27 protein-coding genes are annotated in these 23644 nt (G+C 71.6%); 11 read left to right on the top strand and 16 right to left on the bottom strand.

Annotated features, from left to right (window positions below; all coding sequences use genetic code 11):
* Positions 1 to 9 precede the first annotated feature (9 nt).
* Positions 10 to 402 (bottom strand): hypothetical protein, encoded by a 393-nt coding sequence (locus tag ACFSBI_RS12855; RefSeq protein WP_377935565.1) that lies wholly within the window; start codon positions 400 to 402, stop codon positions 10 to 12.
* Here ACFSBI_RS12855 and ACFSBI_RS12850 point away from each other — a divergent pair.
* Both ACFSBI_RS12850 and ACFSBI_RS12845 read left to right on the top strand, forming a co-directional pair.
* Positions 392 to 841: a DUF4232 domain-containing protein gene (locus ACFSBI_RS12850; protein ID WP_377935560.1), complete on the top strand. Its 450-nt coding sequence runs from the start codon at positions 392 to 394 to the stop codon at positions 839 to 841. The genes ACFSBI_RS12855 and ACFSBI_RS12850 overlap by 11 nt on opposite strands.
* Positions 842 to 953: 112 nt before the next feature.
* Positions 954 to 1163: a hypothetical protein gene (locus ACFSBI_RS12845; RefSeq protein WP_377935529.1), complete on the top strand. Its 210-nt coding sequence runs from the start codon at positions 954 to 956 to the stop codon at positions 1161 to 1163.
* 164 nt (positions 1164 to 1327) lie between these two features.
* Here ACFSBI_RS12845 and ACFSBI_RS12840 read toward each other — a convergent pair whose 3' ends face one another.
* Positions 1328 to 1648: a hypothetical protein gene (locus ACFSBI_RS12840; RefSeq protein WP_377935528.1), complete on the bottom strand. Its 321-nt coding sequence runs from the start codon at positions 1646 to 1648 to the stop codon at positions 1328 to 1330.
* Between the two features lie 190 nt (positions 1649 to 1838).
* Here ACFSBI_RS12840 and ACFSBI_RS12835 point away from each other — a divergent pair, with 190 nt between their 5' ends.
* Complete coding sequence (locus tag ACFSBI_RS12835; protein WP_377935526.1) at positions 1839 to 3056, top strand: hypothetical protein; 1218 nt, start codon at positions 1839 to 1841, stop codon at positions 3054 to 3056.
* Positions 3057 to 3733: 677 nt separating this feature from the next.
* Here ACFSBI_RS12835 and ACFSBI_RS12830 read toward each other — a convergent pair.
* On the bottom strand, positions 3734 to 4090 hold the full coding sequence (locus tag ACFSBI_RS12830) for a hypothetical protein (RefSeq protein WP_377935524.1): 357 nt from the start codon (positions 4088 to 4090) through the stop codon (positions 3734 to 3736).
* 227 nt (positions 4091 to 4317) lie between these two features.
* Between ACFSBI_RS12830 and ACFSBI_RS12825 the strand changes: the two genes are divergently transcribed.
* From ACFSBI_RS12825 to ACFSBI_RS12810, 4 genes are all read left to right on the top strand, one after another.
* Positions 4318 to 4731 (top strand): MobC family plasmid mobilization relaxosome protein, encoded by a 414-nt coding sequence (locus tag ACFSBI_RS12825; protein WP_377935522.1) that lies wholly within the window; start codon positions 4318 to 4320, stop codon positions 4729 to 4731.
* Positions 4728 to 6365, top strand: a complete 1638-nt coding sequence (locus ACFSBI_RS12820) for a relaxase/mobilization nuclease domain-containing protein (protein ID WP_377935520.1) — start codon at positions 4728 to 4730, stop codon at positions 6363 to 6365. Before ACFSBI_RS12825 ends, ACFSBI_RS12820 begins: the two co-directional genes overlap by 4 nt.
* A 25-nt stretch (positions 6366 to 6390) precedes the next feature.
* Complete coding sequence (locus ACFSBI_RS12815; protein ID WP_377935518.1) at positions 6391 to 7350, top strand: hypothetical protein; 960 nt, start codon at positions 6391 to 6393, stop codon at positions 7348 to 7350.
* A 336-nt stretch (positions 7351 to 7686) separates the two neighbouring features.
* Positions 7687 to 8589 carry a hypothetical protein gene (locus tag ACFSBI_RS12810; protein WP_377935517.1) on the top strand — a complete coding sequence of 301 codons (903 nt, stop codon included), beginning with the start codon at positions 7687 to 7689 and terminating at the stop codon, positions 8587 to 8589.
* Between the two features lie 123 nt (positions 8590 to 8712).
* Here ACFSBI_RS12810 and ACFSBI_RS12805 read toward each other — a convergent pair whose 3' ends face one another.
* The 9 genes from ACFSBI_RS12805 to ACFSBI_RS12765 form a co-directional block, all read right to left on the bottom strand.
* Entirely contained in the window at positions 8713 to 9147 is a 435-nt protein-coding gene (locus ACFSBI_RS12805) for a DUF4913 domain-containing protein (RefSeq protein ID WP_377935515.1), read from the bottom strand.
* Positions 9140 to 10954, bottom strand: coding sequence for a type IV secretory system conjugative DNA transfer family protein (locus tag ACFSBI_RS12800; RefSeq protein WP_377935514.1), 1815 nt, complete (start codon positions 10952 to 10954; stop codon positions 9140 to 9142). Before ACFSBI_RS12800 ends, ACFSBI_RS12805 begins: the two co-directional genes overlap by 8 nt.
* A complete protein-coding gene (locus ACFSBI_RS12795; RefSeq protein ID WP_377935558.1) occupies positions 10951 to 12507 on the bottom strand; it encodes an ATP/GTP-binding protein in 1557 nt (518 codons plus the stop codon). Before ACFSBI_RS12795 ends, ACFSBI_RS12800 begins: the two co-directional genes overlap by 4 nt.
* A 371-nt stretch (positions 12508 to 12878) precedes the next feature.
* The gene (locus tag ACFSBI_RS12790; RefSeq protein ID WP_377935512.1) at positions 12879 to 14411 is read right to left on the bottom strand and encodes an SCO6880 family protein; all 1533 of its coding nucleotides are present in this window, start codon (positions 14409 to 14411) and stop codon (positions 12879 to 12881) included.
* Positions 14408 to 15943: a hypothetical protein gene (locus ACFSBI_RS12785; RefSeq protein WP_377935510.1), complete on the bottom strand. Its 1536-nt coding sequence runs from the start codon at positions 15941 to 15943 to the stop codon at positions 14408 to 14410. The genes ACFSBI_RS12790 and ACFSBI_RS12785 overlap by 4 nt, the downstream gene beginning before the upstream one ends.
* A complete protein-coding gene (locus tag ACFSBI_RS12780) occupies positions 15940 to 16656 on the bottom strand; it encodes a DUF8175 domain-containg protein (RefSeq protein ID WP_377935508.1) in 717 nt (238 codons plus the stop codon). Before ACFSBI_RS12780 ends, ACFSBI_RS12785 begins: the two co-directional genes overlap by 4 nt.
* Positions 16657 to 16662: 6 nt before the next feature.
* On the bottom strand, positions 16663 to 16962 hold the full coding sequence (locus ACFSBI_RS12775) for a hypothetical protein (RefSeq protein WP_377935507.1): 300 nt from the start codon (positions 16960 to 16962) through the stop codon (positions 16663 to 16665).
* A gap of 62 nt (positions 16963 to 17024) precedes the next feature.
* Complete coding sequence (locus ACFSBI_RS12770; RefSeq protein ID WP_377935505.1) at positions 17025 to 18206, bottom strand: hypothetical protein; 1182 nt, start codon at positions 18204 to 18206, stop codon at positions 17025 to 17027.
* On the bottom strand, positions 18203 to 18724 hold the full coding sequence (locus ACFSBI_RS12765; protein WP_377935503.1) for a hypothetical protein: 522 nt from the start codon (positions 18722 to 18724) through the stop codon (positions 18203 to 18205). Before ACFSBI_RS12765 ends, ACFSBI_RS12770 begins: the two co-directional genes overlap by 4 nt.
* A gap of 177 nt (positions 18725 to 18901) precedes the next feature.
* On the opposite strand from ACFSBI_RS12765, the gene ACFSBI_RS12760 reads away from it, so the two are divergent.
* A complete protein-coding gene (locus tag ACFSBI_RS12760) occupies positions 18902 to 19267 on the top strand; it encodes a helix-turn-helix domain-containing protein (protein WP_377935502.1) in 366 nt (121 codons plus the stop codon).
* 21 nt (positions 19268 to 19288) lie between these two features.
* Here the strand turns inward: ACFSBI_RS12760 and ACFSBI_RS12755 are convergent, their stop codons facing one another.
* From ACFSBI_RS12755 to ACFSBI_RS12740, 4 genes are all read right to left on the bottom strand, one after another.
* Positions 19289 to 19942 carry a hypothetical protein gene (locus tag ACFSBI_RS12755; RefSeq protein ID WP_377935500.1) on the bottom strand — a complete coding sequence of 218 codons (654 nt, stop codon included), beginning with the start codon at positions 19940 to 19942 and terminating at the stop codon, positions 19289 to 19291.
* Between the two features lie 104 nt (positions 19943 to 20046).
* Positions 20047 to 20469 carry a hypothetical protein gene (locus ACFSBI_RS12750; protein ID WP_377935498.1) on the bottom strand — a complete coding sequence of 141 codons (423 nt, stop codon included), beginning with the start codon at positions 20467 to 20469 and terminating at the stop codon, positions 20047 to 20049.
* A complete protein-coding gene (locus tag ACFSBI_RS12745) occupies positions 20466 to 21443 on the bottom strand; it encodes a DUF6545 domain-containing protein (RefSeq protein ID WP_377935496.1) in 978 nt (325 codons plus the stop codon). The genes ACFSBI_RS12750 and ACFSBI_RS12745 overlap by 4 nt, the downstream gene beginning before the upstream one ends.
* Positions 21444 to 21451: 8 nt before the next feature.
* Entirely contained in the window at positions 21452 to 21937 is a 486-nt protein-coding gene (locus tag ACFSBI_RS12740; protein WP_377935495.1) for a hypothetical protein, read from the bottom strand.
* 131 nt (positions 21938 to 22068) lie between these two features.
* Between ACFSBI_RS12740 and ACFSBI_RS12735 the strand changes: the two genes are divergently transcribed.
* From ACFSBI_RS12735 to ACFSBI_RS12725, 3 genes are all read left to right on the top strand, one after another.
* Positions 22069 to 22830 (top strand): oxygenase MpaB family protein, encoded by a 762-nt coding sequence (locus tag ACFSBI_RS12735; protein ID WP_377935493.1) that lies wholly within the window; start codon positions 22069 to 22071, stop codon positions 22828 to 22830.
* A gap of 89 nt (positions 22831 to 22919) precedes the next feature.
* Positions 22920 to 23174, top strand: coding sequence for a hypothetical protein (locus tag ACFSBI_RS12730; RefSeq protein ID WP_377935491.1), 255 nt, complete (start codon positions 22920 to 22922; stop codon positions 23172 to 23174).
* A 197-nt stretch (positions 23175 to 23371) separates the two neighbouring features.
* Positions 23372 to 23617, top strand: coding sequence for a hypothetical protein (locus ACFSBI_RS12725; protein ID WP_377935489.1), 246 nt, complete (start codon positions 23372 to 23374; stop codon positions 23615 to 23617).
* Positions 23618 to 23644 lie beyond the last annotated feature (27 nt).

The raw sequence follows: 23644 nt of genomic DNA, 5'->3' as shown, positions 1-23644 counted from the left end.
CCAGCGGAACTATCTCGACATCGGCGTCTCAATAGGTCTCGCTGCGGGCCAGCGGTCAGCGAAGGTGACGGCGAAGGCGTTCAAGGCCGGCTTCCACCGCATCACGAATCGATGCCCTGCCCCGGCCGGTCTGGTCCGGACTCCGGGAGACGAGGGAGAGGCGCTGACGTCCTGCACCAGCGGGCAATCACCGGCGCCGACCCGAGCCGCGACCAGTACGTCGAGCGCGGCCGCTACCAGCACTCCGATCGTGACGAACGCTGCGACGTCGGCCTCCGCATCGACCTCGCCGACGCCGGCATCGTCGGCTCCTCCGTCCACCGCCGCTTCTGCCGCAGCGCGCACCGACCCGAACGTGCCCGCCGGCCAGTGCGCCGACCAGGACCTGTCGGTGACGGTCAAGTACGACCCAGACGGCGCCGGGGCAGGCCAGCGGTCGTCGTGGGTGATCTTCCGCAACACCGGCTCGAGCTCCTGCGTCCTCGCCGGCACACCCGGCGTCAGCCTCGTCGGACACGGCGACGGCACACAGCTCGGCGCACCCGCCGATCGCTTCGGCGGCACCAGCAGCACCGTCAGCATCCCCGCGAACGGCTACGCCGGAGCGCTACTCGACTACACCTACGTCGACAAGAACGGCGGCAACTTCAACACCGGCACAGATACAAGGCCGCACGACCCCTCCTGCAAGGCTGCGGCCGCGGACGGCTACCGGGTCTACCCGCCGCACAGCTTCCGCGCCTTCTTCGTCAAGCAAGCCACCTACGCCTGCACCACCGACCGACAGTGGATCCATGTCGGCCCGGTCCAGCCCGCCAGTAAAATCGCCGTCGCGCCGTGATGCATGCCGCGCGGGCCGATGGAACTTCTACGAGGGACTGCAGCGCTCGACCATCGAAGGCACTCGCGCTGCCCGACCTTCGTGCCGTGTCCTTATCTCTGGCTGCCGACCTGTGAGTCCTGACGCGCGCGGCACGACCGGTGTGGACTGGCTGGCTCCGGTGACTGACCTGCCATCCGCAGAGCCGTTGGAGCCGCCGCTGCACGGGACGGAGGAGTGGCTGTCGACGTTGGATGATCCGCACGACACCACAAGATCCGAGCGGCACGATCTGCCCGGCGATGAGGGCCTGCTCGAGCACGACAACCACGACGGGTCGTGATCGGCATGGCCTGGACTCTGGCCGGCGAGGTCCCGCATCGCAGGGGCGTTTGATCCCGTCAATGCCGTGTGTTGTCGACAGCCGGCAGTCGTGGCGGTGCCTATAGGCGGACCGTCGTGTCCGCTTGCCCGCCGCTGCAGTCCGAAGGCGGTAGGCGGTGTCGATTAGGGGGCGGGATTGGTGTCGGCGCGGGTGACGGCGGAGGCCCAGACCCAGGCGTGGGTGGGTTCAGGGTTGGTGCCGGTCCAGCGGACGTGGACGCAGCGGCTGTTCCAGGCGATGGCGGTGCCAGCGATGCGGATGAGGGTGTCGCCGATCTCGACCCAGGCGTAGACAGGTCGGGGCTGCTGGCCAGGAGGAATAGCGCCGCCGGCGGCGGTGACGAACTCGATCGGCAGCGTGGTGGGCTGCAGTGCGCGGGCTTCGGCGCGGGCGTTGTCCTTCTGCCGGGCGATCGCGTCTCCGTGCCGCCGGTTCGACCCCACAACTAGAACATACGTTCACCCGGCGACGGCGGGCCTCGACCACACGCAGCACGGTTCGACTGCAGACGAGCGGACCGCTTCGCGGGCTGTGTCGACTGGATGGGCGGCCGCTGCGCGGCCGGCTGCGCTCTCCCCGCCCTGGCGGGGGCGGGTGCGTTGTTGTCGCCGTGAAGCCTGCGGCAGCGTACGGGTGGCTGTGCGGGCCGCAAGCAGCTGCGCTGCCGACTCGCCCCGAGCAGTCCGCGACGCGGTCGCTGCGCTCCCTTATTTCGCCGCGGACTGCTCTCCTCCGCCGCCCTTCGGGTTGACAGCCCGCCCAGCCGCCCTCCTCGGCACTTCGTGCCTTCACGGCAACAACAACGAGGAAGAAGAGAAGGGCGAAGTGATGAACACGCATCGAGTTGCAGGGCCTGCCGAGTTCTTGGCGCTGCTGCCGCACCTGACCGGGATGCCGATCGCCGACTCGGTGGTGGTGGTCCCGTTCACCGGCACCCGTGCGTCGTCTGCGATGCGGGTGGATCGGGATCGGTTCCGGTTCGATCCGGCGGCGGCTGCGGTGACGACGGTGGGGCTGGTCTGCAACCTGGAGTCGGTCGACGGGCTGGCGTTGGTGGTGTCGACGCCGAATCCGACGCGGGAGGCGGCGGCGGATGTGGTGGCGTTGCTGGAGTTGGCGCAGGCGGCGGACCGGGCGGGGCATCAGGTGCGGGATCTGCTGCTGGTCACCAGTGAGGAGTGGGTCAGCCTGACCGCCCGCACCCGCGGTCCGCTCCCGTTTGTGCCGGAGGTGCTGGACGGGCGGCGCCTGACCGACCCGGCGGTCGCGGGGCGGCTGCCCGAGATCGACCCGGCCGCACGTGCGGCGGCCGACCGGCGCCGCGAGGCGGACACCGCCAGCGTGCTGGCGGCCGTGCACGGGGGCGGCCCTGCGGCCGCGTTCGGACTGCTCGCCGCAACCCTGGCCGGGCGGGAGGGCGCGGTCGGGCTCGGGCCGGTGGCGCGGGTGGGGGTGCTGCGCACGCTGGCGCTGATCCTCGCCGGATGGGGCGAGGAGGCCGCCGCGGCGGTGTGGCCGGAGTTAGTCGGTGCGGTGCCGGTGGGGGAGGAGTCCTTCGGGGTGCAGGTGCTGCTCGGCGGTCCTGTCCGCCGCCCGAACGCCGCCGGACTCGACGCTCTGATTGAGGTCGCGATGGCTGCGGCTGCGGGTGCGTCGGAGGAGGAGCGGGGGGAGCTAGCGGCGATGCTTGCTTGGTTGCACTGGGCGCTCGGCCGCGGCAGCCTCGCCGCCCGCCTCGCCGCGACCGCGACCGGCCTGAACCCGGGCAGTGACCTCGCCGCCTCCGTCACCACGCTGACGAGTGTCGGGCGGCTGCCGGAGTGGGCGTTCCGCGTCGACCCGCGCCACTGACGAAGCCGCGGCAGGCCCCGCCCCGAGTCATCGGGGCGGGGCCTGTCGTGTGCGTGGTGGGCGAGGGGGCGGGCCCCCTCGCGCTCCCCCGGAAGCGGCTGCGGTCTGGCTATTGGCAGGCGTCGCAGCCGAGGTCCTCCATTGGATCCACCGGCACGAGATAGTCCCCGACCGGCACCGCCGACGGCTGCCCGGTCGTGGTGTCGATGGTGGGGTTGGTCGGGGTCGTGGACATGTCGGGTTCCGTCCTGTTGGGGGTGGTGCGGGACGCCGGAGGCGTGCCGTGCAGCAGCGCTGCAAGCGCCTACCTGCCGCCCGGTGCACGCAGTGCAGGGCCGGTCAAGAGGAGCCCGATAGGGCTCTCCCGTCAGGGACGCGAAGCGCCCTTGACCGGCACGGAACGAAGTGCAACCCCGCCCCACAGGCGCACGCGCCGACGGCAGTGCAGCCGCGGTCGACCGGCGCGTGCGGTGGAGGTGGGGCGTCGGGTTCAAGGCCGTACACAGGCCGCGCGCGCGTGACCGCAGCTGATGCGGGGAAGGTGACCTGCGGCCTGGGTGCGGGCGGACGGAGTGGGTCCCGCTGTGCACCTGTGGGCGGGACGAGCGCGCAGCGGACCGGCTCGTGCCGTCCACAGGGGTGCAGGGGGTCACCCACCCCAGCCCGCCCTCCGCCTATTAATCGGACGGCGCCTCGCCGCCGCCACCGTCCTGCCCGTCCGCGTCTACCGCCGGGGTGCTCGGCGCGGTGGCGCGAGGGCGCCGGCGAGTAGCACCGCTGCCGCCTGAAGCGGGTGCGGTGGGGGTGCGGAGGCCGATCTGCTTGAGGTCCCGCTCGCTCCACCCGGCCGCGACCGCGGCCGCCCACGCCGCGGCGTGCGCGGCGGCCGCAGCGCGAGCCGCGGCGTCGGCCTCGTCGGCTGTGCGGCCGGCTTCGGCGACGGTGCGGACGGCGTTGACGCGCCGCTCGGTGTCCGCCTCGAGCTGCCGCCTGGCGGCAGCAGCGACGTCGTCCGGGTCTGTGCTCGTACTCATACCCGCGACCGTACCCGCGGCCCCGGACCGCGCAGAGGGCGACCGGGAGCGGAGGATCCGCTGCGCAATCCGCCCGACGCCCGCAGACGACGTTGGGGGAGCAAGCAATAGCGTTACCCGGGGTAACGCGCTTATCGGGCTTCCGCTGCGCTTCGCCCGAGGGCACACTGGCCGTGTGGTCCCCGCGGTGCGGGGTCGCTGCGCTGGGCAGGGAAGGGCGGGGTGTCGTGGTCGACGAGGACGAGGCGGGCAGTCCGCGGCGGGCGTTCGGGCGGCGGCGTCGCGCGAACGTGCCGGCGGGGCGGCCGGGTCGGGCGCGCCGGTACGAGGTGTCGGTGACGCCGGAGGAGGACGTGCAGCTACAGGCGCGGGCGGCGGTACGGGATGTGACGGTGCCGCGGCTGCTGTTCGAGTCGGCGATGGCGTCGGGGGTGGAGATCGCGGCGGAACGGAAGCAGGCGATCGTGATGCTGTTCAAGCTGCAACGACAGATGGCGACGGTGGCAAACAACGTCAACCAGCTCGCCCGGTACGCCAACACGGACGGCCGCTTCCCGGCCGAAGCGGTCGCGGTCGTGGCGGAGTACCGCAAGCTCGCAAAGCAGATCGAAGCGTCGATGGCTGTGGTGAACGGCCGGTGATCGCCTCCATCTCGCGCGGCGGCGACCTGGGCGGCCTGCTGGCGTACCTGGCCGGGCCTGGCCGATCGAACGAGCACACCGAGCAACACCTCATTGCCGGCGACGCGGCGGTGATGACGATGTACGGCACCGACACCCTCGACCGCGCCGCGGCGACCGAGATCGCCGCCAGCCTCGACGCGCCCCGGCGGGAGTTCGGGGTCGAGGTCACCCGGCTCCTGACGCACGTGGACACGGAGTCGGGGGAGACAGTGCGATCGCGGGTGGACGGGTCGGTGTGGCACTGCTCGCTGTCGCTCGCCGCCGAGGAGGGGCAGCTGACCGACGACCGGTGGGCGGCGATCGTGGAGGACTTCGTCACCCGGATGGGCTTCGCTGGCGACAACGCGCGCGCAGACTGCCGGTGGGTCGCGGTCCGGCACGGACTTTCTTTGAATGGGAACGACCACGTGCACGTCGCAGTGTCTTTGGTGCGGGAAGACGGCACCAAGGCGTCGGTGCACAACGACTACCAGCGGGCCATGCAGACCGTCCGCGAGCTCGAGCAACGGCACGGCCTGCAGCCGCTCGTGCCTGTGCAGGAGCGGGCATTCCATCAGCGGGAGGAGACCCGCGCCGCCCGCGAAGCCGCGGCCCGGCGGGGCCTGGTCGAGGTAGACGCGAAAACGCTCGAGCGGTACGTCCGAGCGGCAGCGACCGCGTCGCTGGACGAGGCCGAGTTTGTCCGCCGGCTCCGCCGCGAGGGCCTGCTCGTGCACCCCCGCTACGCGACCGGCCGCGACGACGTCGTCACCGGCTATGCCGTCGCCCTGCGACCTGCGGAGGGTGAGAAGCCGGTCTGGCACGGCGGCCAGAAACTCGCCCGCGACCTCTCCCTCCCCGAGCTGCGCAAGGGCTGGCCCGACCGCCCCGACTCCGCAACCGAAGCAGTCGTGGAGTGGCGGGCGGTCCGCCGTGGACTGGGCCGGGTGCCGGCTCGTGCCGGGCGGGAGGCGGCCGAGCTGCACCCGGACCTGTTTGCTGAACACGTCGCCGACATCGCCAAGCTGCGCGACTACCTGACCAGGGTGCCGGTCGATGACTACGCGATTTGGGCGCATGCCGCCCGCGACATGGCCGGCATGTGCGCCGCCTGGTCACGGCGCATCGAACCCACGCCCGGACCGCTGGCGGACGCAGCCCGGATCCTCGCCCGCTCCGCGCAGCTACGACCGATCGAGTCCCGACCCCGCCCGATCGCGATGCCCTCTATCGCCAACACGGTTGCCCTGGTCAGCGCAACGGCGACCGCCGGTCGGAACGCGACCGCGGAGCTGCTGCTGCTGCGGCAGTTCGCCGTTACCGCCCGCTCCATCCACGCAGCGGCCACCGCGGCCGGTGACGCAGCGCGGGCCGAGCAGCTCAACGGGGCACTTCGGGACCGGCTCCGGCAGGTCCGCGACAGCTACCTCGCCATCGAACGCAGCAACGCGCTCCAGCAGCTCAGCCCCGAACAGCAGGCCACCGCCGCGCGCGCTGCAATCGCGACCAGCACCCGCGGCGGCCCTGTGCCGACCCCGCTCACGCCACATGTATCCGTCCCGACCACCCGAGGGGGCGGGCCCGTCCGGCCCGGGCAGGACCTTGAGCGATGACGAGCACGATGAAGGAGCAGGACCGATGAGCGACCAGCACCCCGGCGTCGAGGACGAAGTTGAGGCCGCCCTCCGGCTCGGACTCGCTACCGCGAGCCAGATGGCCGACCGGTACGCCCGCGCCCGCCAGGACTCCGCCCGTCAGGCGGAGCACCGTGCGCAGCAGGAAGTCCATCAGCTCGAAGCCCGCTACCGCGCGGAAGGCGCCTCCGCGACCGCACGCCTCGCCCTCGTCGACCGGCCCGAGTGGTGGGACCGCGCGGCGCCCGCCGACATCACCTCGATGTGGCAGCTCGCCGCCCAGTGGCAGCACGAGCAGCCCCGCGCCGCAGTCGCCGCCGACACGATCACGCGGCAGGTGCAGGACCGGTACGGCATCGACGTGCACGCCACCGGCGTCGACACCGACACCGTCCGAGCCGCGCTGGCCCGCCTCGACCAGGACCGGGCGGGCCGCGACGACCAGCGGCAGGGCCACGACGACACCGCAACCGCTGTCACCGCGGTGCTCCGCGCAGATCAGCGCGACGCCGCCCTGACGGCACCTGCGACTGAACCGGAACGAACGGCCGCTGCGGACGCATCAGAGGCCGACCGTGCCCTGCTGCTGGAGCTCGAGGCGGACCAGTACGACCGGCAGGTCGCCGAGGGCGGCACCTCGACGAGCACGGTGGAGGAGCTTCGTGCGCTCTCGGCGAACGCCCACGCGCAGGCAGCACTGCACTGCAGCGACGCCTCCGTGGGCGAACTGCAGGCCAACGCCGACTTGAGGCCGGCCTACGACTCGCGTGAGCGGCGCGAGCAGACCGAGTTTCGACTACGCGAGACCGGGCTCGCTGCCGACGCTGTCGCCGTCGCGATGCGGGCGGATGTGGCCCACGCACGACCAGCTGCTGAGGCCGTGACAGAGAACGCGAGGACGCCCCGCGCAACGGGTAGCAGAGCGACGTCGCGCAGCACACAGCGGCCCGAGCGCAGCCGTTGATTCAGCTTCCAAGAGAAGTTCGGTCAGGGACGCTCGGGTCTCCGAACCTCTGATCCGTCGGAGGCTCCACGTGTCATGCGACCGCAGGAGCCAAGGCTTTTAGACCCGGCCGATCAAGCAGCGATCGCCTCTAATCAGCCCTGAGTGACGGAGTGACGACAAGAGCGCGCAGGTCGCCCGGTGATGGCCGTGTGTTACAGAACTGTAATTCGACACGCCGGAAACCGTCTCCGGTTGTGGTGAAAGATCGGCTACTCGCTCACCCAGAGCTCCACTCCGCAGATCGCGCGTGCCCGGCGTCTCGGAATCTCGCCTCACCCAACGAGAGGAAGCCCAGTGTCGCAACACCGTCGCCCCCGCCGCCGGATCGTCGTCCTCGCCGTGGTCGGAGTCCTTGTCGCGGGCTCGGTGGCGGTTGCCGTGCCTGCGTACGCGGACCCGCACAACTACTGCGAGCAGCCGAGCGGAGCGCAGCCAGGCACAGATCCGCAGGGGGCTTTCACGGACGACGCCGACGCCTTCTACGCGCCTCTGCTCCGCGGGTTCGCCTCGTTCTTCCACCTGTCCGAAGCGCCGACGTGCGCGGTCGGATCCCAGGTGATCGACAAGGCGGCCGAGGGACTCGTGCTCAAGGGAGTCAAGGCTGGCATCGCCGGCGACAGCGCCAAGAGCGGCGCGGAGAGTAAGGCACTTCAGAAGGCCGTGAACGAGGGCGTGAAGCACGGTCTTGACCAAGACGGTGCCCAGTCAGCCCCACAACCGGCCCCCGCTCCGACGACTTCGTCTGCTGCCCCCGCAGCTCCACAGGCGGCGCCGTCTTCCGCGGAGTCGGCCGCGCCCGCGCCGGCTGTCACGGCGGATCCTCCGGGAGCTCCTGCTCCTCAGGCTCCGGCACCTGCGCCCGAGGCCCCCGTCGCGCCTGCGCCTGCGCCCGCGCCCGCGCCCACGGGGATCACGATCCTCGACGAACACTTCGGCGGTACCGCCGGGTACTCGCAGCCCACGTCCGATGGATGGGTTGACGCGTCGCATGCCGCAGCGGCGGGCCTCCACTGGTACCAGAACGGGGCAGCGTCGGCCGAATGCGTCTCGACCGGCCCTTCGTACCGCGCGTTCGATAGCAACGGCCAGCCCTACATCACCAGCTGGTGGGTGCGGACAGGTGACGGTCTGTGGATCAGGGCGGCAACCCTGGTTGGTGTCGAGTCGTCCGCGCAGCCGAATCTGCCCGCCTGCTGATTCAGACAGCAGCGATCAGCGTCCGGCTGAGCGGCGGCTGGGTGTCGGGCCAAGCGATCGTTCGTCGTACACCTCGACGCCGGTCGAGGCAGCTCCACTCACAACGGTAATTGCAGCGGGTGCTCACGATCCCGAGGACCGGTCGGGAGCGAAGAGGCCCGGCGGCGGTTCGGTATAGGGCAGGGGGTCGCCGGGGAGGTTCTCGTCGCTAGAGGCCGCGAAACAGCCATCAACGGCGAGCAGGGCGCTCATCTGTGGATCAGCGTGGTTGATCCACCAGGCGCTGACGCCGGTGCCGGGGTCGCGGCGGCAGGCTTCCCAGCTGCGCCAAAGAGCTTCAATGCGTTGCCGGGCTTCGTCGTTGGCCCACCAGTCGGCCCGCCACCGGCCGGTACCAGTGCCCTTCGGGGAGACGCGGCGTCGATAGGTATATCGCCAGTACCGGCGGAACCACTCGTCGGCGGACCCGTAGTAGGTGCTGACCGCGGCGCGCTCGGCTCCTTGATCGAGATCGGGTGACGCGGAGTCCCCGAAGGCGTCGTCCTCGTCGTCAGTCACCGATTGTGACCTGCTGAGTCGAGGGTGGTGCGGCGACGCCGGGCGGCGTGGGCGTCGCTGCGGTGGGCGCCGAAGCGGGGGTGGTGGTCACTTGAATGGCTGAGGCGTGTGCGGCGATCGATGCGGCGATGCGGTCGCGGGTCTCCTTTGGGCCGCGGTACCAGGGGGTGGTGCGCAGCAGCGCGGCTCGGGTGCCGGTGGTGAGGAGGATCGCGCGGCCGCGGGGGAGGGCGGCGAGTTCGTCGACGCCGAGGATCCTCTCGCGTTTCAGCGCGGTCGAGGTGGAACGGACGCCCTTGTTGAGGCTGGCGGTGGTGGTCTCGCGGTCATGGTCGCCGATGAGTTCGGCGAGGTTCTGCAGGAAGTCGTTCTCCTTGACGGACCCAAGGTAGAGGAAGGCGTTGGAGGCGGACCAGAGCTTCAGCATGCCTTCGCGGCCGAACACGGCGACGCCCTGAGACCAGGACTGGAACACGGACATGATCGGAATGCCGCGGGATCCGAAGTGGGAGTACAGGTCCGGCAGATCTCGCCACCGGCAGACGTTGGCGGCTTCATCGAGAATCGCGACCAGCGGCACCCGCAGCCGCCCACCGGTCGAGGTATCGGCGAGGTCCGTGGCGGCTTCGAGGGTCGCCGCGGTGAGAGCGGTGACGAGGGGGCCTGCGGTGCCGGTGCCTTCCTTGGACAGCGAGTAGAGCGTCCCGCCGCCGGTGACGAAGGCGTCGGGGTGGAACTGCGGGCGGAGATCGTGTCCGGGGCGGGGGTTGACCCATTCGTCGACCTGCGTGTTCTTGAGGCAGGCGGCCATCTCTTGAGCGGTGGAGTAGACCGAGCCGCGGAGCTTGTCGGTGGACTGGATCACCCCGAGGACGGCTTCGGCCGCGAGGGGGTAGCCGCCATCGCGCAGCGCACGGACGGGTGCTTCCTCGAGCGGGTTGGTGAGCCACGTGAAGACGTCACGGATCGGCCGGTCGGCGGTGGCGGCGGCCAGTAGCAGGCCGGCGAGGAGGTTCTGGCCGGCGGCGTCGAAGAAGGCGTCGGTCTTCGCGTCGGTGGCTCTGGAGCCGGTGGCGAAGTACTGGGCGAGCTTGGCGGCGCGAACGTCATCGGTGACGTAGGAGAGCGGGTTCCACCACCACGACGGTTGCTCGCGGGCGACGGCTTGGGGGTCGAACACCCAGACGGTGCCGTGATCGGCGCGCAGGTCTCGGGTGGCGTCGAGGACGTCGCGCTTGTTGGAGGTCGTCACCACCGCGCCCGGGGCGGCGATGATGGCGGGGATGACGAGTGAGGTGGACTTCCCGACGCGGGGTCCGGCGATGACGGTGATCATGTCCTCAAACGAGGAGTACAGCCTCTGGCCGCCCCCGACGAGGCGCCCGAGCGGGATGCCGGGAGCGCCCTCGACTCCGAGCCGTTTCGAGGTGGCGAGGGCCTGCTTGCGCTGCAGGTGCGCCAGCTGCCGGTTCGTGGCCATGAACCGCGCCGCGCGATCCACCGCAACGCGCCCCGCGGCCCCGCGTCGAAGGGCCAGTACGCCGACCATCACCATGACGATCAGGGCCACGAGGGCGACGGCGCACCACGTCGCCGACGCGGGCCAGGTGACGCGGCCGCGGGCGAGCCCGGCCGCGATCGCAAACGGGTCATGCGGCAGGCGGGCGTTGACGTGCTCGAGCCGCGATCCGACCGCGACGGAGACCCACATCACTGCGAGGGCCGCGATCAGCACGAGCGCGAGCCCCAGGAGGCCGTCGTTGCCGGCGCGGCCGGGTTCGCGGCGCCTGTTGTTCCGTGCTGTCACGACGCCGTCCGGGTGGGGGAGTGGGTGTGGTCGCGGCCGGCGCGGGAGGTGGCGTGCCAGAGCTTGTTGGTGTCGTTGACCGCCAGTTCCGCTTGGGTGAGTTCGACGCGGATGGGGATGCCGGGGCGGCCGCCGACCTTGATCAGGAACCGGCCGCGGCCTGGGGGTTCGGCTTCGTGGCCGGTGGAGGGGTCCCATGCGGGTGGGTCCTGCCATGAGGCGAGCATCGCCTGTTCCGCGGCCGACATCGGCACCGCCGCGGTCAGCTGCGGCATCTCCGCTCCCGGCAGGCCGCCGCAGATGACCATGCCGGCGCGTTCGACGAAGCCGCGGGCCTTCATCCGGTCCTCCTCCGTGGCGAGGGCGAGGAGGTCGGACATGGTGTGGCTGATCATCGCCAGCCCGACCCCGCGGGCGCGGTTCAGGCGGGTGAGGGCGTCGACCCGGTCGACCATGCCCCGGCCTGCACGCAGCGCCCGCCAGAGCTCGTCGAGGATGACGAAGTAGTGCCGCCGCGGTTCCAGGTGTGCGTCGGCGAGGGCGGTGGCGACGTTGACGGTGCCGAAGCCGGCGGACCAGCAGGCCAGCAGGATCGCGGCCTGCAGGTCGGACTCGGAGTCGTCGATGGAGGAGACGTCGTAGACCACCGGCCGGTCGCGTCGCATCGGCGTCGTCGTCGGACGCGAGAACACTTCCCCGAGCCGGCCGCCGGTGGTGAGGCCGATGAGGGAGGCTTCGAGGTTCTCGGTGATCGCCCGGTACCGGTCCAGATCACCGCGATCCAGGGCCACCTGGCGGAGCTCGTCGGGCGCGGCCTGAATGACGGCGAGGAGGTCGGCCAGGACGGGGATGCCGTGATGGTGCTCGTCGAGCCACTTCAGCGCCCGGTCGAGGATCGTCTCCTCCCGGTCCGTCGGCGGCTCCGACCGGAGGATCGTCAAGAGCGCGGCGATCATGGTGTGCCGGCGTCCGTGCGCGTCGGCGAGGACCTGCGCGCCGAGCCGCCGGATCCGTGCGGCTTCGGCCTTGAGAGCGGGCCGGTCGGCGCCCTTGCGGCGCATCGTCCGCTCGATCCGCGCCGCCTCGGCGGTGAGGCGGGTGGCGGCGTCGTGGGCTTCGCCGGGGTCGAGGATGTTCAGGTAGCCGCGTCCTCGGCCGAGGGTGATGACCTGGCCGTCGAGGGCCTCGATCAGGTCGACGTAGTCAGGTTTCAGGTCCCCGAGGACCAGCGGCAGCGTTCCGTACCCGGCGAGCCCGGTGGCCATGCGGCGGGTGAGGGACGACTTGCCGAGGCCTGGCTTACCGAGCACGAACACGGACGGGTTCGCGATCAGCTGCGCGCGCTGGAACCAGGAGATCGGGTCGCAGCACACCGACCCGCCGGTGGCGAGGTTCTTGCCCAGCGGGACCCCGATCATCGGGGTGCCGGTGCCGACCGAGAACGGGTACAGCCCGCACACCTGCACCGTCGTGGCCCGGAACTCGTCCGCAGCCTGGATGTTGACCGCCTGGCCGCCACCGCGACCGAACCAGCCGCGCAGCGGTGGCCGCATCGGCCGCACCACCCGCTCCCGCACCACCCACTCCCGCACCACCCGCACCCGCGGCTTTCGCCCAGACCGCTTCCGCTTCTTCTCGGCCGGCTTCGTGCGAGGCGCCCGCTTCGCTGGCTGCGTCGCCGAGTGCAGCTCGACCGGGGCGGGCGGTTCCCTCCGAGCGCCGGCGAGGGCGTCGACCTCGGCGGCGGTCAAGAACCGCGCCGCCCCGTGGGCGTCGCGGTCGGCCGCGGCGTGCCCGAGCGGCCGCCGAGGCGGCTCGGCTGGCTGGTCCTCGGGTGGGCCGCCCCACGGGCCGACGTCGGTCGGCTCCTCCGACGGTGCGACAGCGCCGGATCGGTGCGGGGTGGGGCGGGGTGTGGTGGTGGTCACAGGGCTTCCCTCACTTCGGTCGGTAGGCGCAGGTGGCGTGGCAGGACGAGCCCGAGCGGGAGCCCGGCTGCGAAGGCGGTGTCCTGCGACCCGTAGGCCGGCCGCATCCGCAGGCGGGCTGCCGCCGTGAGGGAGTCGACCGCGGCTCGCGCGTCGGGTTCGAGGTCCGGGTCGGTCGTGGTCGCGGTGACGATCAGCCCGAAGTTCACCAGCCCGGCCCCGGCGGCCTCCTCGGACGCGGTGGCTTGCGCACTGCGGGCGGAGAGGGTGGAGCGGGCGGTCGGCTTGGCGGACGCGGTGGAGTTGAAGCGGGCGGCGTTCAGGTCCGCCTCCACCAGGGCCGCGGCCCGGGCGGGGTCGATGGGGCGGTAGAGGAGGGTGACGCGTTTGCGGGCGATGTCCCGGTGCGGGGCCAGTAGTCGGGCGAGAATCCCGGACTGCACCACCCCGCGCGGCGGGGAGGTCATCGTCCATGTCGAGGACACCGCCGAGTCGTGCCGGTACGACCCCCACCGCGCCTCCGCCGCCGCAGGCCCGACTTCCGGCCAGGTCAGCGCCGCGGGCTCGCCGGCGGCGCGGGCCTCATCGATCAGCCGGCCTGCGGCGGGGTCGTAGGCGACGCGGATGACCTCGCAGAGCTCCTGCGCTGACAGCGGCCGCGCCGCCCCCGCCCCGGTTGCGGTCAGCGAGGTGGTGAGGCCGGGCAGGCGGGAGGCGAGGTCCGTGGCGACCTCGTCCGGCTTGCGTCGTTTACTGCGGTTTACCGATGCGCGATAAACCTCGTTGAAGGTGATGGCGATGTAGGCGCGGATCGTGGCGGATCCGAGGGGGTACTGGGCCACGACGTCGGCGAGGACTGTCTGCGCGAAGGGGGGAGCGTCGGGGTCGAGCGATCCCTCGACCTCCGCGCGGAGGCGGGTGCCGGTGTCGGGGGCGGTCTCAATGGTGATGGAGGCGCCTTCGATGCCGGGTTCGTCGCCGAGGTTCGCCAGCCAGATCCCGAACTCGGCGACCTGGTTGTCGATCTGCTCCTGATCCACCAGCGCCGCCCCGTCCGGCTCCGCCGCCAGCACGACGGTGTAGTGGCGGGTCGCGGGGGTGTGCAGGAGGGCGAAGGGGCGGCCGTGGGAGTCGGTCCACTCGCCCAGCTGCGACGACGCGGCAAGTCCCGGCAGCTGGAAGGTGCCCCACTTCGCCCGGCCGGTAGGGCCGGAGCGGTACAGGTGCGAGCCGCGGCGTCTCGTGCGGGTCCAGCCGATGCGGTTGAGGGTGCGGCCGAGGGCGGACTGGCCGTGCCTGTCCTTGACCGCCACTGTCAGCAGCACCACCCCGAACACCGACGCGACGATGAGCGCGGGACCGAGCCCGGCGGTCATCGAGGCGATGATCGCGGCGGCGATGCCGACGAACAGCACCGCGGTGGCGAGCATCCCGAGCCCGCCGAGACCCGCGGTGGCAGGGCGGCGCCAGTTGCCGTAGGTGCGGTGCCCGTCGGTGCGGGTCGCACCGGTGAGGCCGTTGGTGGTCATGCTGCTCCCTTCGAGCCAGACACATCTCCGGTCGCATCCAGGACCGCGGTCCCGGCGGCGCCTGCGGCTTTCGTCAACCCGGAGACCGCGATACCGGCTGTCGCGATCCCGAGCCCGACCGGCCCCGCCGCCGCGGCAGCACCAGCGGCAGCCCCGCCTCCGCCGCCCGCCGCGCTGCCACCGGCGGCAGCCGCGCCGGCACCCCGGCCTGCGGCCTGGGCGCTGCCGGTCGGCCCAGACGCGCCACCCCCGCCGCCGCTGCCGCTGCCGGTTCGGTTGCTGCGGATCGCGCCGGTGGCGAGCTCACCGACCCCGGCCGCTCCCGCCCCGGCCAGCAGCAGACCGCCGCCACCGGCGCTGCCACCGATCGCCGCGACCGCGGGGACGAGGAACCGCATCAACGCCGGCAACGCGATCAGCGCGATCAGCATCAGGGCGAGGCCGGCGAGGATCTGGAACAGGCCGGTCCCGTCTGCTCGGAAGGCGTTGCTGCCGGTGAGGCGGAACGCGGTGGCGTAGACGATCGCGGCAGCGGGCTTGTAGAGCACGAACGCGACCGTCCAGCCCAGCGCCTTGGTGAACCACTGCCGGCCGACCTGCGTGTTCGTGAACGACGCCGACACCGGCAGGACACCTGCCAGCAGCACCAGCATCGCGGAGCGCAGCACCATCAACGCGACCTGCACGTAAGTCATCAGCACCGCCAGCAGCCCCAGCAGGAACAGCCCAATCGTCCCGATCGGGGAAGCGGCGGTGAGCGCGATCAGGGCCGTGATGTTGCGGCCGAAGCAGTCCCCGGACCCCACCTCGCAGTCGGTGGAGCCGTTCAGCACCCAGACGCTGAACGCGTCCGCCGCCTGGGTCGCCAGCCGGATCGCGACCAGCCCCGCGCCCGCGACGGCGATGAGGGTCAGGACGGAGCCGGCGAGGTCGCGCAGCGGCATCGCCCGCTGCGTCCACGCCATCCGGGCAGCTGCGACGAGGATCGACAGCACCGCAAGTCCCGCGGTGTACCAGGCCAGCCGGTCCTGGACCCAGCCCGCGATGGAGCCGGCCTGGTTCCCGGCTAGCGTCGCCGGTAGGAACCCGGCCACCAGTGCGGATGCGGCTGAGATCAGCACGACCGAGCCGAGGATCACCCCGACGCGTCCGAGGTGGGCTTCTCCGTCGCCGTGGCGGCGGCGGGCGGCCATCATGGCCCCGGCCACGATCAGCGACACGACCGCGGTCCCGGCCGCGACCCACACCACCCAGCCCAGCAGCGTCGTGAACACGGCCGCCTGCGGCGGGGCTGTGATCGTCCCGCCGCCGCCGTCGCCGGTGGTGACGGGGGAGGGGACGTCGACCCAGATCGAGCCGAGCGAGGCGATCGCCTTCCCGTATGCCTTGAGGATGTCGTTGACGAACTGCTGCAACGCATCCGACGCCGCCGACGAGACGATCTGGCCGGCTGCCTGCTTCGCGATGCACAGCGGATCCGTCAGCGCGCAGCCGCCGCCTGCCGCGTCCGCCGCAGCGAGAGCAGCACTCATTCCGCACCTGCCCACGGCACGTAGCCGGCGAGGCTGGACAGGATCGTGGGTCGGAAGACGTTGGTGCCGTCGTCGGCGACCTGCACCTTCCAGTCCCCGTCCTGCCACACCACCGGGACCGGGAAGCCGATCTGCTGCCCGCTGCTGGATTGCAACGCGACGTCGACCGTCGCCGCGTTCGGCCGGTAGGAGTCGACCTTGAACCCGGCGATCTGCGCACTCGTCCCGGTGTTACTCGGCGCCCCCGACGCCCGCAACGCCGTATCCCGGCCAGGACCATCGGCGACGTTCGTCTCGACGATCTGGCGGTACAGGCGCGGGTCCGAGCCGGTGGCCCAAAAGTTCGCGACCGCAAAGAGGGCTCCGGTGACGGTGTGGGCGTAGCAGGACCGCAGCCCGTCCGACTGCTGCCGGCCAGGGCCGGCCGTGGCGGAGGACGGGGCGGCCATCGTGCCGACCGTCGTCCAGCGCGTCGGCGGCGCGATGGTCAGCGTCGCGTCGGTCCGATCGAGCCCGGTCAGCCCGCACGTACTGCCGCCCGCCACCGGTCCTGCGGCCGGGGATGCGGGGGCGGCAGCTTTAGTCGGGTGGGCGCCGAAGGCGGCGCCGAGGGAGACCGCGACGCCAGCCACGACCAGCACCGCCACGACCGCGGCGCCAGTGACGAAGCCGCGGCCCGGGCGCGACGACGAGCCGGTACTTGTGCGGGGCATGCCGGGTCAGGCTCCGACGAGGAAGCCGACGATGGTGAAGGCGGCGGAGATGATAATCACGCCGATCAGCAGCCGGCCCAGCCAGCCGCCGATCTCGCCGCCTTCGCCGCGGCGGGCGGAGATCGTCAGCGAGACGCCGAGCATGATCAGCCCGACCACCGCCACACCGAGGCCGATGTACTTCGCCCAGCCCATCACGGTGGTGAAGGCGCCGAACCCGGGCGGCATCGTGCCGGCGCCGGGGTCGGGAACCGCGGTGACCAGCTGCGGCAGGACCGCCGTGACGGTGGAGGCGAGGACGGACATGCTGCTCCTTCGATTCGGGGTGGTGGCCCCGTGACCGCGTCACGGGGAGACGGTGGGTGGGCTCAGCCGGTGAGGGTGAGAGGGGTGTTGCCGGTGAAGGCGACGTCGATGTGCAGGTGGTTGCAGGTGTCGGCGAACTGGGTCAGATGCACGAACGACGTCGGGGCGCGGCACTCGACCTGGCCGGCGCGGGCGCCGGCGGGGACGACCTGGTCGAGGACGTGCAGGAAGCGCATCGAGGCGGGGTCGCCGCCGGTGAGGGCCGCGCCGCCGAGGTTGTAGAAGTCGACTGCCTGGCCGCCGCCGTTGATCCAGTGCGAGGACTGGGTGCCGGCGCCCAGCAGGGAGCCGGTGCAGCGCCGGTTCAGGTCCGAGACCCCGACAGTGCGGAAGGTGCGCAGCGCCAGGTCGATCAGCTGCAGCGTCCGCGGGTCCAGCCCGCACGCGCTCGTCTGGGTGCCGGCGGCGACGTTCGCGATCTCCTGCTCGTACCGCGGCTCCAGCACCGTCAGCCGGCCGGCCTTGATCTGCTGCAGCAGCCCCTGCGCCAGCGTGCGCGCGTCCCCCGAGATCGCGCCCCCGCATCCGCCCCCGCCATCAGCGACGGCAGCGGTGGCCGCCGTCGGTGACGGGCTCGCGGCCGCGGCGGTGCTCGAGGCCGTCGCGGTGGGGGAGAGGGTGGCGAGGTAGTGCACGACGGCGGTGGCCTGGTCGCGGAAGCGGCTGTAGTAGTCGGGGTCCTGGTTGCCCTGGACCCGGTTGATCGCCAGCGTCGGCACCATCTGCTGCCAGCTCGACACCATCGCCAGCCGGGTGAAGAAGAGCGTCGCTGCCGTGCCGGGGTCGCGGCGTTGGTCGACGGTGCCCCAGCTCGACTGCTGCTGGAACAGGCCGAGGGAGTCCGCCACCGACCCGTCCGGGTTGATCGCCCCGTCACCGTGGTCGAGGTTCCGCAGCGTCGACTCACCGATCGCGGTCTGCACGCCCAGCAGCTGCGCGTCCCCGCCCATGCCGAGCTTCGCGGCCGCCCCGACGATCAGCGCCGCGTTCACCAGCTGCGCCTGCCCGAAGCCCGCCACCTGCGCGCCCGGCGGGATCGCCGCCGCATCAACCGACACGAGGTCGGGGGAGCAGGCCGCCACAGCCGGCTGCGCGCCGAAGAACAGCACCCACAGCAGCAGGCCCGCCAGCAGTACCGGCACCAGCACCACCGTCAGCACCCCGACACCCGCTCGCCCGTTCACCGCGTGCCTGACGGTGCGATGCGGAACACCAGCCACGGCTCCGACAGCGACGACCGCGACAGGGTGACCCGGTAGGGCGACCGGTCGGTCTGCACCGTCACGACCTGCGTGAAGCCGTCGCCCTCGACCAGCCGCGCGGGTGGCGTGACATGCGAGCACTGCACCCGCGCGGGATCCACCGTCGCGTAGACCGACGACGCCTCGAGCGTCAGGAACGGGTCCATTCCAGCGATCCACCGCGCTGCGCTCAACCGCGGGCGGCAGAACTGACTCATCGCCGTCAGTGCGATCTGCAGTACGCCGCCTGCCGTGGCCGAGCGGGTGGGCTCGAGGTCGTGGAGTCCCGACGACGACCCGGACGGCGATTCCAGCGGCTCCGCCTCCGCAGTTCCCGTGGAGGCCGAGCCCTTAGGTGCCGACTCGGACCGGTTCGCAAGGGACGGGGTACATCCGGTCAGCCCGAACAGCAGAACTCCGGCAGTGGCGATCACACGAACACCGCTCAACCGCGTGACCATGCGGAAGCTCTCGGTATGGAAGCCCCTAGCCCGTCCGCGGCGACTGGGAGCGACGCTAGTGCTCGTCACGCAGCCCCCCCTGACGGAGCCCGAATGCCCCAGTACCTATCACCTTACGATAGACCTACTGCAGAGCGATAGGAGAAGCGGTGTGAGGAGCTGCGCCAGGATGGGCGGGTGCCCGTCGATCCGCTGCCGCCCGACGATGGCGAGAAGACCGCGGGCCTGCTGGCGCAGGATGGGCTTTCGACAGCGGATGCCGTGCTGACGGCCGTCCGCGGGATCGGGCATCCCGCGGCGGCGGCGATCATCCGCTTCCTCGCCGGTCACGACCGGGCACAGATCGGTCAGATCATCGCAGGCGCGAGCCTGGTCCGGCCGACAGTGAACCGGCACCTGCGGGACCTGCGTGAGCTCGGGGTCGTCGAAGCAGAGGTCGCGGTCGGCAGCGTGCCGAAGTACACGCTGAATCGGACCCGGGTCGAGGAGATCACGCGGGCGCACTTGGCGTACATGCTCGGCGAGCCGCTCCCGGACGCGTAGCGGCCGGAGGTCGCCAGCGGGTCAGCGGGGACGTCGTGCGTGTACGGCGGCGATCCGGTCGCCGTGCTCGACCCACAAGGTCAGTGCGGGGTCGAGTGCGTCGAGCACGGTGACGAGGTCGTGCCGCACCGTCTCGACCGACAGGGCGAGCAGGGGCTCGTGGTGTGCGATCCGGTTCCTCAGCAGATGCAGGCGGGACACGGGCAGCTCGAGCAGCCGCCGATCGTGTCCCTGCAGGTGCGGGAAGGAGGGGCGGATCGCGGGCCAGATGGTGGTGTAGCGGCGGGCGAGGAGGAAGCGCCAGAAGCCGAACGGCAGCTCGGCGACGATCTTGCCGGGCAGCGGTACCGCGCCGGCGGTCCGGAGTCGGGTGAGCGCACGGTCGATGTCGGCGTGGGCGCGGCGGTCGAGCTCGCCGGCGGGGTCGTCGAACCATGTCCCGGCGCGGCCGAGACGGGCATGTCGCGCCGTCCAGCCCTCGTTGAGGGCGTTGCGGACTCCGACCTCGGCATGGCCGAGGGTCTCCGAGATGGCGGCGGCGAGCTCGACGTTCCACCGGTACAGCGCCACCGCCGTGTCCTGATCGAACGAGGCGGCCCGCAGGTACGGGTCGAACCGCTCGGGGGAGAAGCGCCGTTGTAGCAGCGCGGCGTCGCCGCTCAGCGGGCTCGACATCGAGGGGCCCTCCTGTATCGTGGTCGTCGAAGACCCCGGACCGATCCCTGATCTCGTGTCACATCGCCGGGGTTTCGTCTTTCCCGAGACGGCATCGGTGCCGGTCAGTCGGTCTCGGAGTCGCGGAGGATCCGGTTGAGTTCCTCGAGGGTGTCGGGGGAGACGCCGCCGAGCTTGCGGGTCGCGTAGAGCCGCACCTCGCGCAGGCGCACCTGGCGCAGCAGCTCGAGCTGCTGCTCGAGCGCCTCCGGAACCGGTCCTGCCCGGTCGAGCAGGTAGCTGGGGTCGATTTGGAAGAACGCGGCGATCGCCGTCATCAGCGCTCGTTCACCGTTGATCCGCTCGTACCCGCGGCCGCCACGCACCAGGTACGTCCATCGGGCCTGGCTGAGGCGAACACCCTGGCTGGCGAGGAACGACTGGATCTGCGCGAACGTCGCCCGCGAGCCGTCCTTCGGGATCGTGTCGAGCAGCAGGTTCAGCCGGCGGCTGCGTTCCTCACTGTCCAGCGGCGCGGACTCGCTCATCGACCGGTCACCGCGGACCCCTCCGGACGCGCAGGTCGGCTCGCTGGGGCGAACATCCGCTCCAACTGGCCGACGCGGGACCGCTCCTGCCCGGTCAGGGCGAGCCGGCCCAGCCGGACGGCGTCCTCGATCTCCACCCAACGACGGTAGAGCGTCGCCCTGCCGCCGAGCGAGGCCCGCGCCCCGGACCGCAGCGCCACCTCCGGTGCGGCCGCGACGGCGCGGCGCCACACCGGCCGGATCGCCAGGCCCAGCCGCAGCCCGTCGAGCCGGTCCACGAGGTGGGGCAGGTTCGTCGTCGCGAGCCCCGCGAACACGGCCCCGCCGCCGACCAGGGCCAGCAGTTGCCCGACCCGGTCGCCCGCGGCCGGTTCCTGACCGCGCAGCACCGCCGTCACCGCGATCGCGGCCGCGTTGACGCACCAGCCGAGCGATGCGACGCAGCCCAGCACGACCAAGGTCAGCCCGACCCGACCGACGCTCCAGGGCCGGCCCCGGGTCTGCGCCTGCTGCGTGACGATCGCCGCCACGGCCAGCCCGGCAAGGGCGATCCAGAGGATCGACGCGTAGCTGAGGAACACCGGACTGGTGACCTGGTCACTCAGGTGCGAGTCCGCGATCGCCCACTGCTCGGTACGGATCCCGACGATGAAGAGCGCCACCTCGACCCCGCACGCCACCGCAACTGCGCCGACGACGATCCGCGTCGCTCGCCGGGCATCCCAGCGGGGGTCGGCAGTCAGCACCAGCAGCAGGAACCCGCCGATGCCCGCCACCGTCAGCAGGTGGTAGAGCAGGTTCGTCAGGTTCCAGCCGCCCAGCAGCGGATCGACCAGCCGGTAGACCACCGGCGACTGCAGCGCGACACCTGCCCCCGCGGCGGCGAAGCCGCAGGTCAAGGTCCACTGCCGGCGCACCACCGCCGCCGGTACCACGACCAGCGCAGCGAGCAGGATGATCGCCGGCAACGCCACGGCCGCGCTCACAGCACCCGGCCGAAACCCCCGAGGGACTGCGCCGACGCCGCACGGGACTCCTCGGCCAGCAGCAGCAGGCTGATCGCGTCACCGACCGCTTCGGCGTCCTGCTCCTGCGGGGTCGTGAAGGACTCCCGCGAGAGCGCGAACCGGATCGCGCTCTCCGGCAGCAGCGGTGCCAGGCTCCGCAGCACCTCGACATCGTCTGCGCCGATGTCGTGCCCGCAGAGCATGTGCCCCCACTCGTGGGCGACGGTCTGCCGCCAGTGCGGAGACTCCAGATCGGTGAAGATCCGGTCGACCCGCTCGTGCTTCGACCCCAGCCACAGCCCGCAGACCGACGAACCACGGAAGTCGTGGTGCTCGATCCGGATCTCGCGGCCCAGCCAGGTCTGCATGAAGTCCTGCATCGCCTCGAACGAGCCGGACGGGAACCCGACGCGTCGCAGCATCGCGTTCACCTGCCGCCTGGAGCGGAACCTCGTCGGCATGGGTGCAGCCTTGAGAGATGGGTGTCTCATCACTTCGAGTATCGCCCCGCGACCGGACAGCCCGATCCGCGGCCCCGACCGGACCGCTGCCGGCACCCCCCGACGACTGGGCCCGGGTCTACCGGCGCCTCGTGATCCGGGAGCTGGCGTTCGACTTCCGCGTCGGATTCGCCGTGGAGTACTACCGCACCTTCTCCACCCCGTCGACCGCACGGGTGCTCGCCGCCCACGGCGAGATGCTCCGCAACCCCAAGAAGCGCAGCTACGACACCGCGCTGATCCTGATGGAGATCATCAACGGCGGCTTCGACTCCGACCGCGGCCAGCAGGCCCTGCAGCTGCTCATCCACGCCCACGCCCGCGTCACCGCGACCGCTGACGAGTACCGCTACGTGCTGCTGTCGCTCTGGATGATCCCGAGACGCTGGATCGCCAGTCACGGCGTACGCCGCCTCACCCCAGCCGAGGACGCCGCCGCATTCCGCTTCTACCAGGAGCTCGGCCACCGCATGCACCTGCAGATGCCCGAGACCGCCGAAGCCGCCACCGCCTTCTACGAACGCTTCGAGGCCGACAACGTCGCCTGGAGCCCGGAAGCAGCCCAGCTGTTCGACGCCACCATCGGCGTGCTCGCGGGCCGGCTGCCCGCCCCGGCGAGGCCGCTGATCCGACCGATCATGGCCACCCTCATCGACGACCCGAGAATGGCTGCGGCCCTCGGCCTGCAGCCACCGCCGCGACTGCTGCGCCACGCGGTCCACGTCGCGCTCCGCATCCGCGGCCTGCTCGCCCGCCCCACCACCGTCGACACCTTCCGACCCGGGCACAGCGGCCGCACCCAGTACCCCGACGGCTACTCCCTGCACGACCTCGGCCCCGCCGCGCCCGAGTAGCGCACCAGCACGACCCGCCATACGTTTAATCTAGCAACTGCTAGAAAGACGCCGGGCCACTCGGTGCACCAGCGGACGGGGGACCGGTCGTGTTCAGCCTCATCGACACCGACACCGCGCGAGTGCTGCGCGCACTCTCCCTCGCCGGTCCGACAGCCGCCGACACCCTCGCGCGCCGACTGCAGCTTCGAGAGCAACGCGTGCGAGTGATCCTCTCCGGTGCGCTCGACGCCGGCGTCGTTCACGCGGCCGCCGGACTTGACACGTTCTATCGGGTGGACGCCGCAGCCCTTGCCGCCGTCGTCCGACAGCAGTGCGATGACCTGCTTGGAGTCGCCGCGTGAGCCGCTCCCCCGCACGGATCGCCTGCGCCGATAAGGATTGTTATGTCAGAAGGCAGGTCGATGAGGCGATCCTGGGCCGCCATCCAGCCCGGTTCACACCTCCCCAACTGGGGCTGGAACTACACGCGTGCAATTTTCTCGCGCGACACGCCGAGGCAGCCCTTCCAATGAATGCATTGCGCCGACACCATGGCCGCATGAGCTTCCCCGCGAACCGCGCGCGACGTGTCACCAGCATGCCGACCGTGGTGATGCAGGGACGTGTCATCCCCCAAGTCCGAGACCAGGTGCAGGCCGCTGCCGAGGCCAGCGGCGTCACGATGTCCTACTACCTCGAGGCACTCATCACTGAACTTGTCCGAGAGCGTGGCGAGCTTCCCGTGGTGCCGAAGCCTGGCATCGCATCGACCCAGCAGGAGCTGCCGATCCAGATGGCGTCGTAGACCACAAACGAAGAAGCCCGCCTTGGC

It is taken from the genome of Amnibacterium endophyticum (assembly GCF_042680685.1).
Classification (GTDB): domain Bacteria; phylum Actinomycetota; class Actinomycetes; order Actinomycetales; family Microbacteriaceae; genus Amnibacterium; species Amnibacterium endophyticum.
The sequence above is the reverse complement of the archived record's forward strand: the minus strand, read 5'-3'. Positions and strand labels throughout refer to the sequence as shown.